Source organism: Arcicella sp. GW458-12-2-14-TSB2, assembly GCF_059423785.1.
The window spans coordinates 1-8,090 of record NZ_JBWKYN010000225.1 but is presented as its reverse complement, the minus strand read 5'-3'; the positions used below and the strand labels follow the sequence as shown (position 1 = coordinate 8,090).

Here is an 8,090-nt window from a genome sequence, read left to right as displayed (position 1 = left end):
ATGTCACAGCCTGACTACGTGAGGCTCTTATTCCTAGCGAGGGACTTAAGTCCCTCGCTAGGAATAAGAGCCTTGATTATCAGTTATTTATATCCTTATGGGTAATCATTATAGCTTAAATCACCAGCTAATAGAAAGGTGATAAAACTTGAAAAGAACGAGGTAATTTATTTGTAAAATGTAATTGACACAATCATGAAAATCTCAAAACTATTATTCACATTTTCTTATTGGGCAATATTAGTCTCATGCGCTATAAATTTGTTTGCCCAAACACAATCAGAACTAGAAGAAAAAGACTCTAAGCAAGTATCAGAACATTATACGGTTGCCTTAGAACAAATTTCGGCTGTCCAACTGGCAGAGTCTCTGACGAAAGCAGAATTGTTAGAACTTGTACAAAATGCAGGGAAAAATTTGAAAAAAGCAGAGGAGTTTTTCGCTTTGGTAGAAAAATACATCGGTAAAATAGATACGAAAAGTTCTGCCTGCTTGGCTGTTAAGCAATATAATAAAGTGGCAAACGGCTATTATTTAGCAATGGTAAAGGAACTGGAAAAGGAAAAATACAATATTAGGACTATAAAAGCCCATGCAATGAAGTTTCAAGACGCTATATCTAATGCTGAAACGGAGCATATAAAGGCTAGGATGATGTAGCAAATCTACTATTAAACTTAATCCTTCCTATTATAGGAAGGATTAAGTTTGTTAACCTATAATCGTCAACAAATCCTTATCTCACTAGAAATAAGGAAGGCCTCTACTTACTCACATTTCTATAAGTAAAAGAATGAAAGATATGTCTTTTGGCAAATCTTGGCAATGATGGAGCATTAACAAGCTTCACATAAGTATTTTTAGGCACACCGAAATATTCATATACCACATTATCTTGAAAGATGATTTTTAACGTTTCATCTTTATAATCAAAATCTTCAATGATAGAAGTTGTTGTGATACGAGTGTACTCTTCTGCATTAGCCAAATGTGTTTCTGGCGCAATACCTACCAAAAGATTATAGGCTTCAATGATTACCTTACTCTTCACCGCGGCTTGTGCTTGTAGCTCCTCATTATCTTGAATTTTATCAGGATGCCACTCTTTTATCAGATTTCTATATGTTTTTTTTAATTCAGAAAGCTCAGTTGTTTTTGTTGCACCAAAGAGTGTTCTATAAGAATTGATTTTTTTCATGAGTTTATCAAAATGTGAATAACCACATTAAACACCTGTTAATGCTTTTAAGTCTTATTTTATTATTCAGCTACAAAATTAAGGATTAATACTTATCGAAACATAAAAAAGCTTGTTACTGTGTGTATTTTGGGGAATTTTGGGGAATTTCAGTAAACCCCAGTTCTTTATTTATAACCAATCATAGCCAAATCAGCTATGAACCAACAATGGAATAATATTTTTAATACCATCAACAGTAATTAATTATCATTCAATTATTCCATTAAAGTTATGAACAAGAAAACAGGTTTATTCATTGTAGCTATTTTATTAGTGGCTAGCTTATCGAAAGCACAAAATTTATCTTTTGGCCCAATGGCTGGTGTAAATTTTTCTAATTTATCTTCAAACGATAATACCTCCACTAAAACAGGACTCGCAGCAGGAGCATTTTTCAACTACAGTAGTAAAAATTGGTTTGGCGTAGGTGTACAGGTATTATATAATGAATTGGGCGCAAAGGTGAAAAATGTAGACAATTCAATCAATTTGAATTACTTACAAGTGCCAGTGTTGTTTACTTATTATTTCGCAGGTGAAAACACAGCAGGCTCTTTTAGACCAAAATTGTTTGTTGGGCCTCACGTAAACTTTTTATTAAATGCCAAAGACAAAAATGGTATTGATTTGAATCCAAACGGACAAAATTTTTCGAGTACTGATTTTGGTGTAACATTAGGAGGAGGGTTTAACTATGCTTTAGCAGACCAAATTTGGTTGAATGTAGATGCTCGTTATGGTTTAGGCCTAACAGATGCTACAAAATCTACCACTAGTAACAGCATGAACAGAAATTTGGGTATAAATGTAGGAGTAAGCTTCCCGATAGGAAATCTCTAATTGTTTAAAACGATATAATATAAATCTCCCTTTTACTCAATGAGAGTAGAAGGGAGATTTTGTATTTTTACAGCGTTACTTATACTAGACGAGTATCCGAATTAGTAAGAAAAATATGTATTGATAAACCAATCTCTTTTCTGTCTATATTCTTCAGAATTTTCATATCCCTCATCCCTTTGATTTGCCAATACCAGTGTTTTAATCGTTCTCCCTAAATGAGTATTTTTTAGCTTTTCTAACTGTTTTTCAGTTAGTTTCAGTTCTATTAAACTTAGCACCTCTAATTCAGGAAAGTTTTTCGATTCCATGAATTTCTCAATAACTTCATATGCTAATACTGAATCTTCAGGAATTTGATTAAACTCTATATTAATATCTTGATAACTAAAATGTTTTAATTTTGGGAAACAATTAGCTACAGAAAGCCTTTCAATAAAGTTATTATTGTCATAGCCTGCTCGCACTTCTAATGTTTCAATAGGATGAAATTCCCTTTGAAAGAAATTTTCATTAGGGGCAGACACTAAATTTAAAGCTCTTAATTGTGGCATTGAATCCAAAATTTTACCACCTAGTCCCCCTTCATCGAATCCTCCATCCATCGAAGCAATTAAAGAACCATCTTTTGAATAATGTTGTGTATAAAAAAAGGCTAAGTTCGGAAAAGAATTGTATGATAATAATTCACTAAAATAAAGCTCGACTGTCCCATTTGCTTGCCCGCCTTTATGAAAAAAACGTAGCTTTTTAATGATTTGTGTATATTCGGAGGTAGCAATAATTTTAAAAATAGTAGCAGCATCGTCAGCATCATTCACATAGATATGTAATTGTATGAAGTTTTCATTGGCAGGTTTTATTTCGATAAAATATCCAGCACAACCTGTTGAAAAACTTGCTAAGTCTTTTAGAAATTCATCCTTTTGAAGGTCTAGATACTGTTCTTCATCTTTTTTTATTGCTGAAATTCTTTGAGCGTAGAAGGCATTTTCAATGTCAATAAATAGTTGTGAAATCATATTTTATGATTGTTTAATGGGTTGAAGAAATATTGAGTGTTTGAAATTATTACTGATGTTTTATCCTCTAAAATAAAAATCAATCATTTTGTTTTTTACTATTCTTAAAACTATATAATTATTCTAATATGTCCAATCCATCTAATAAACTTTTATTTGATTAACCCTTAATTCCTAAAACACGATTTCTTTTCAAATTTGTCGATTATTTTTATATTTGCTTTATGAGGATGACCGTAATGCTTTAATATTCTTTTTCCGCTTTGTTCCAAAGGCAATGCACTAACTTATTGATAGTGCAAGGCTAGTTATTGTTCAATGATGATAAATTAAAGCAAAAAAACTTTATGGCAACCGTATTAAATAAAAATGAAATAGAACAGTTTATTTCAGAAGGCTTCATTCGAATTGATCATGCATTTTCTTCGGAAATTGCGAAAGAAATAGTAGATATTTTATGGAAGGATATTCCTTTTGACCGTTCTAATCCCCAAACTTGGACAGAACCCGTAGTTCGTCTAGGAATGTATTCCCAACAGCCCTTTATCGATTCTGTTAATACCCCAACATTGCAAAATATTTTTAATCAATTGGTGGGTGTAGGAAAATGGATTCCCTGTCAGAGTGTAGGTACATTTCCAGTTAGATTCCCCAGTGCGAAACAACCGAATGATACGGGTAAACACGTTGATGCAAGTTTTTCGGGTGACGACCCAACTAATTATTTTGAGTGGCGTGTCAATGTCAAATCAAAAGGCAGAGCCTTATTGATGTTGGTTTTGTATTCGGATGTCAGCGTAAACGATGCCCCGACTATCATTTACAAAAAGTCGCATATCGATGTGGCAAAGGTGTTATCTCAAAAAGGAGATTCAGGGCTTTCTTTTATGGAACTGGCAGGGAAATTAGATGAATTGCCTAAAAGAGAAGAAGCTTTCGCCATAGGAAAGGCAGGTACAGTTTATTTGTGTCATCCGTTTTTGGTGCATTCAACACAAGCCCATCAAGGAAATATCCCTAAATTTATGGCTCAGCCCCCTTTATTATTGCGAAATGAATTAACTATTGCAGATTCTGATGTTGGCTATTCACCTGTCGAACAAGCTATTCGTTTAGCGTTGGACTAGGTAAAGAATAGTTTTTAATTCCAGAGGTTGCTATTTGACGACCTCTGGATACTAAAGACTCAGCTAGATACTCAAAAACTAGCAAATATTTTTAGGACTTCGTTTTCCTACATTTAATTAAAAAGAACGGCTGACTTTCATTGATTGATAAGATTTCAAATAGTCCAGCCTTGTCAAATTCTGCATGGATAGATTCCCTGTCGTAAAAAAACATCTTAACCCCTTCGAATATTTCATAGCGATTTTTGCTAATAAGCTTGCCTTTGCCATAAGTAGGAGCTTCTGTGGATATAGCTGTAAACACCATATAACCACCCTCAGATAGTTGATGATAGCAGTCTAAGATGAGCTTTTGTCTTTCATTATCATCTAGCAAATGAATCAACGCATAACAAAATATTCCATCATACTGATCATCATCAAATGGCATATCTGTTACAGAACCATGATAGATAGTGGTATTTGTGCCATAATGTTTTTTAGCCAAAGCAATCGCTGTTGCCGAAATCTCAATGCCCGTTACTTTAATGCCATTATCTATAAAAATCTGCGCATTCCGTCCATAACCAAAGCCAGGGATAAGTATATTTTTTACAGCGTGTTGAATGAAAAAATCCTTTGTTAACACCGCAGATTTTGAAGGTTCAAAGCCCCACATTTCCTGTTTTTCGATAAAGTTTGCCTCCCAAAACTCGGGTTGTTTATCTTTATGTGTCATTATTTCATATATTAAAAGAAAGCAAGAGATTGCCTAAGTGAGTTTTGACGGATTATAAATCTTTATTCCTTTGTTAATGTATCTAACGTTTTCAATAAAGTGGGAATTCTATTTGGACCACTCATATTTTTTATTAACTCAGTTGCCTTGTCAAGGTCAATACCAATAGATGTTATGTAAAGAGGTTTTATACTTTTCCCTCTCAAAAGTTGCCTTTTGTTTTTTTCTATGGTGGCAAAGTTTGTCTTGGCAACTCCAATAATTGGAATCGTCGAACCTAATTCCCTATATAAATGTCCGCCCAAACCAAGCTTTTGATTATCGTCCAAAAACACAAAACTATCCACTATAATTGTTTCAATATTTTCGAGTTGAATCTTTTCAAGTAAACTCATAATGCAAGGTAATTCTCTTTTGTAGAATTCTCCTGATTGATATTCCTCAATACCTTCTAGTATTTCAGTAGTTACTTGATAGTTTTCATCGTTTTCCCAACTTTCAAAAGCGATACAAACCGTTTTTGCCTTATTGTCAAAATAATAAGTATCAAAGCATAAAATCATAATATTATCTATAAAAATCTTTTGGGATTATGGTATCACAAAGTGAGGAAAAACGATTTTTAGCCATTAATTGATAATCACTGCATTCGGATTCGCTTCAATGTTTGCCAACCTTTCACGCCATTGTGCAATCTCTTCGGGTGTCAGTCTCACCCAATCTGTTACTTCACCAACGACTTTCAAGGGTGCTTGACTACGATAGGAGCGAGTAGGATTACCCGGAAATTTTTTATCGGTAACATTTGGGTCATTTTCAAAACTGCCCATCGGTTCAACGATATAAACACGTTCAGAACCATCACCTTTGGCTAAGGTCGCAGCAAGCCCCGCTCCATTCACCAAAGCTGTAAAATAAATATGATTCATGATGATTTCGGGTTTGTAATTCGAGCTAAACCCAGCTGTCAGCAAATCGCCAATTTACAAATCTGCTTTCGTTCCGTGATAAAAGGGACCATTATCTAGAACTTCCGTCTTATCAGATATGCTTGTTTTGATTTCTATCATTTTTGTGTTTTGAGGGACGTTTATAATTACAATTTAATAATGTACGTTGTCAAGCATCACTTTTCGGAGCCAATCCAAACTGCCTTTTTTAGTAGTTATGTCGCCAATCAAGAAAGATGTTTTACCACCGAAAGTAATTTTAATTCCAATTTCATTTTGTAACTCATAAATTTTATAAGTAGCATCGTTATTTTTAAAGGTGACTGATAGGTTGGTTGTAGTACGGTCAAAATAAAAATCTGGACTTTTATAATCTGATTTTATAGGATATGCAAATTCGATGGTACTATCTTTTTTGGCAAGAACATAATAAAGTGCACTATTATCAACATTAATGAGCATTACTCGTTTATTGTTTTTAGGAAGATTAAAAGAAAGAAAGACTTCAAGACCTTCTTGGTTTAAATCAAGCGTTCTAATCGTGTTTTTTACCATTTTTTCCCCATTCCAAACTTCTTCAGTAGTGAGACTGAATATTCTATCTGGTTCATCAGTAACTACTTTAATTGCCTTTGGTTTATTATCTACTACTATAAATTCAGAATATTCATGCCAACAACATCCACTTTTGGTCATTGTATAGATTTTCTTTGATTCAGCATCTATGTCAAACATTCCACAGTATTCCTGAGCCAATCTTGTAAAATCATTATTGTAAATAAATTCATTCTTTGTAGCTAAATAGATTTTGAAAGAAGGTCCATGATAACAACTATTCTGTCCATCGCTTATTGCGAAATCTTTTATGCCATCAAAATTAAAGTCATCATACATGATTAAACTTTGTTCCCCATATCCCAACGATTTAATATTCGCCATGACTTTATTCGCATGAAGTTCTAACACAATTTCATCGGAAAATACTCTTATAACTCGCTGTTTTGTTTTTCGTTCATAAATGGCTATCCAACCTTTGTTATACACGTCATCAGAGCTGGTGATATGTACTTCACCATAATATTCATTTGAAAAATTGTCAACTGTAAAAACCTTTTGCGAAAAGGCTAGTGTTGTGAAAATTGAAAAAAGTAGTGTCAAAAAAGTTTTCATTAGGGTAGGGTTTAGTATATTATAAATCCTTTTTATCAATAGTTCGATATTGTTCTTTAAGCTATCGCACAACGACGTAGAGGCTAGTTGTTTTTTAATCAATTTATATAATAGTTTGCCTTTTTTAGTTTCATAATAATACAAAAGTATCACAAAAACCATCAATTTATTTGCACTCAATGAAGCCTGCCATTGCTTGAGAATTAGTACACCATGAATTCAGTCTTACAACATATGCATCATTATTAATATTGTTCTTTACACTTACTAATGAAGATTGGGCAGAATTCCTTGCTAAGAAAGGACCAATAACAACTCTGTACATATTTTCCTTTTTGTATATAATCCCATTTAAATTAAGATTTAAATTTTTTATCTTAGTTATTTGCTGTTTTGCTTCATCTAAATTTGCTACACCTCCAGCTATTATTAACCACTCTTCATTTGGATTATCTGATGGGAGGGTAACTTCTGAATTTATTTGAATCTTTATTTCTTTCTGTTTTTCTTTTAAATCTTGGACTTTTAATTTGTCTGAAATAGTTTGTTCTGTAGAGTCTTTACTTTTTAGTTTATTTAATTCAATTTTTGTGATTGAATCTTGTTTAATTAATTCCTTATACTCTTTATCTACTTCTTTGTAATATTCTTTCCATCTTTCTCTCAATTCGTCAGAAGCTGTCACGTTTGCAAAGTATTGTGCTAATAATCTTCTTGGACCTACTTCTTTATTTAGAATAATCAGGTCTGTTACATACTTATCATAGTGTTGTATTTCTTGAAGTCCTGCCGTTCTGTCTTTAAATTTTGTATCAATTATTAAGGTAATTATTACTAAAGCTACGCTACCAATTAACCATTTAAATAACTCGATGTTGAACTTATATTTTTCAAAGTTCAATTTAGAATCAGCGTTTTCTGTGTTAGTTTCCTTTTCCATTTTTTGATATTTTAAAGGTTATTGTTTTATAGTTACTTAGCAAGTTGGGGTATTAGCCAATGTGGAGATAGCAATATAATGGC

The 8,090-nt window shown here is 32.9% G+C and carries 9 protein-coding genes and 1 pseudogene; 3 read left to right on the top strand and 7 right to left on the bottom strand.

The annotated features are described in order from the left end of the window. Positions 1-261 precede the first annotated feature (261 nt). On the top strand, positions 262-660 hold the full coding sequence (locus AC07XN_RS22010; RefSeq protein ID WP_494744609.1) for a hypothetical protein: 399 nt from the start codon (positions 262-264) through the stop codon (positions 658-660). A 103-nt stretch (positions 661-763) separates the two neighbouring features. On the opposite strand, the gene AC07XN_RS22005 is transcribed toward AC07XN_RS22010, so the two are convergent. Further along, on the bottom strand, positions 764-1,198 hold the full coding sequence (locus AC07XN_RS22005; RefSeq protein WP_494744608.1) for a KTSC domain-containing protein: 435 nt from the start codon (positions 1,196-1,198) through the stop codon (positions 764-766). A 273-nt stretch (positions 1,199-1,471) separates the two neighbouring features. Here AC07XN_RS22005 and AC07XN_RS22000 point away from each other — a divergent pair, with 273 nt between their 5' ends. Next, positions 1,472-2,080, top strand: coding sequence for a porin family protein (locus AC07XN_RS22000; RefSeq protein ID WP_494744607.1), 609 nt, complete (start codon positions 1,472-1,474; stop codon positions 2,078-2,080). 101 nt (positions 2,081-2,181) lie between these two features. Here AC07XN_RS22000 and AC07XN_RS21995 read toward each other — a convergent pair whose 3' ends face one another. Further along, positions 2,182-3,102: a hypothetical protein gene (locus AC07XN_RS21995; protein ID WP_494744606.1), complete on the bottom strand. Its 921-nt coding sequence runs from the start codon at positions 3,100-3,102 to the stop codon at positions 2,182-2,184. Positions 3,103-3,449: 347 nt separating this feature from the next. Here AC07XN_RS21995 and AC07XN_RS21990 point away from each other — a divergent pair, with 347 nt between their 5' ends. Then, entirely contained in the window at positions 3,450-4,229 is a 780-nt protein-coding gene (locus AC07XN_RS21990; protein WP_494744605.1) for a phytanoyl-CoA dioxygenase family protein, read from the top strand. Positions 4,230-4,320: 91 nt separating this feature from the next. Here the strand turns inward: AC07XN_RS21990 and AC07XN_RS21985 are convergent, their stop codons facing one another. From AC07XN_RS21985 to AC07XN_RS21965, 5 genes and pseudogenes are all read right to left on the bottom strand, one after another. Continuing rightward, positions 4,321-4,947 (bottom strand): class I SAM-dependent methyltransferase, encoded by a 627-nt coding sequence (locus AC07XN_RS21985; RefSeq protein ID WP_494744604.1) that lies wholly within the window; start codon positions 4,945-4,947, stop codon positions 4,321-4,323. A 62-nt stretch (positions 4,948-5,009) separates the two neighbouring features. Continuing rightward, complete coding sequence (locus AC07XN_RS21980; protein WP_494744603.1) at positions 5,010-5,510, bottom strand: endonuclease V; 501 nt, start codon at positions 5,508-5,510, stop codon at positions 5,010-5,012. A gap of 66 nt (positions 5,511-5,576) precedes the next feature. Beyond that, a pseudogene (gene arr / locus AC07XN_RS21975) lies at positions 5,577-6,017 on the bottom strand (NAD(+)--rifampin ADP-ribosyltransferase). Positions 6,018-6,050: 33 nt separating this feature from the next. Next, on the bottom strand, positions 6,051-7,067 hold the full coding sequence (locus AC07XN_RS21970) for an XAC2610-related protein (protein ID WP_494744602.1): 1,017 nt from the start codon (positions 7,065-7,067) through the stop codon (positions 6,051-6,053). A gap of 166 nt (positions 7,068-7,233) precedes the next feature. Beyond that, positions 7,234-8,007: an SPOR domain-containing protein gene (locus AC07XN_RS21965; RefSeq protein ID WP_494744601.1), complete on the bottom strand. Its 774-nt coding sequence runs from the start codon at positions 8,005-8,007 to the stop codon at positions 7,234-7,236. Between the last annotated feature and the right edge of the window lie 83 nt (positions 8,008-8,090).

Coding starts and splice junctions, on each gene's coding strand:
- AC07XN_RS22005 (WP_494744608.1), bottom strand. CDS start 1,198: ATGAAAAAAATCAATTCTTATAGAACACTCTTTGGTGCAACAAAAACA.
- AC07XN_RS22000 (WP_494744607.1), top strand. CDS start 1,472: ATGAACAAGAAAACAGGTTTATTCATTGTAGCTATTTTATTAGTGGCT.
- AC07XN_RS21995 (WP_494744606.1), bottom strand. CDS start 3,102: ATGATTTCACAACTATTTATTGACATTGAAAATGCCTTCTACGCTCAA.
- AC07XN_RS21990 (WP_494744605.1), top strand. CDS start 3,450: ATGGCAACCGTATTAAATAAAAATGAAATAGAACAGTTTATTTCAGAA.
- AC07XN_RS21985 (WP_494744604.1), bottom strand. CDS start 4,947: ATGACACATAAAGATAAACAACCCGAGTTTTGGGAGGCAAACTTTATC.
- AC07XN_RS21980 (WP_494744603.1), bottom strand. CDS start 5,510: ATGATTTTATGCTTTGATACTTATTATTTTGACAATAAGGCAAAAACG.
- AC07XN_RS21970 (WP_494744602.1), bottom strand. CDS start 7,067: ATGAAAACTTTTTTGACACTACTTTTTTCAATTTTCACAACACTAGCC.
- AC07XN_RS21965 (WP_494744601.1), bottom strand. CDS start 8,007: ATGGAAAAGGAAACTAACACAGAAAACGCTGATTCTAAATTGAACTTT.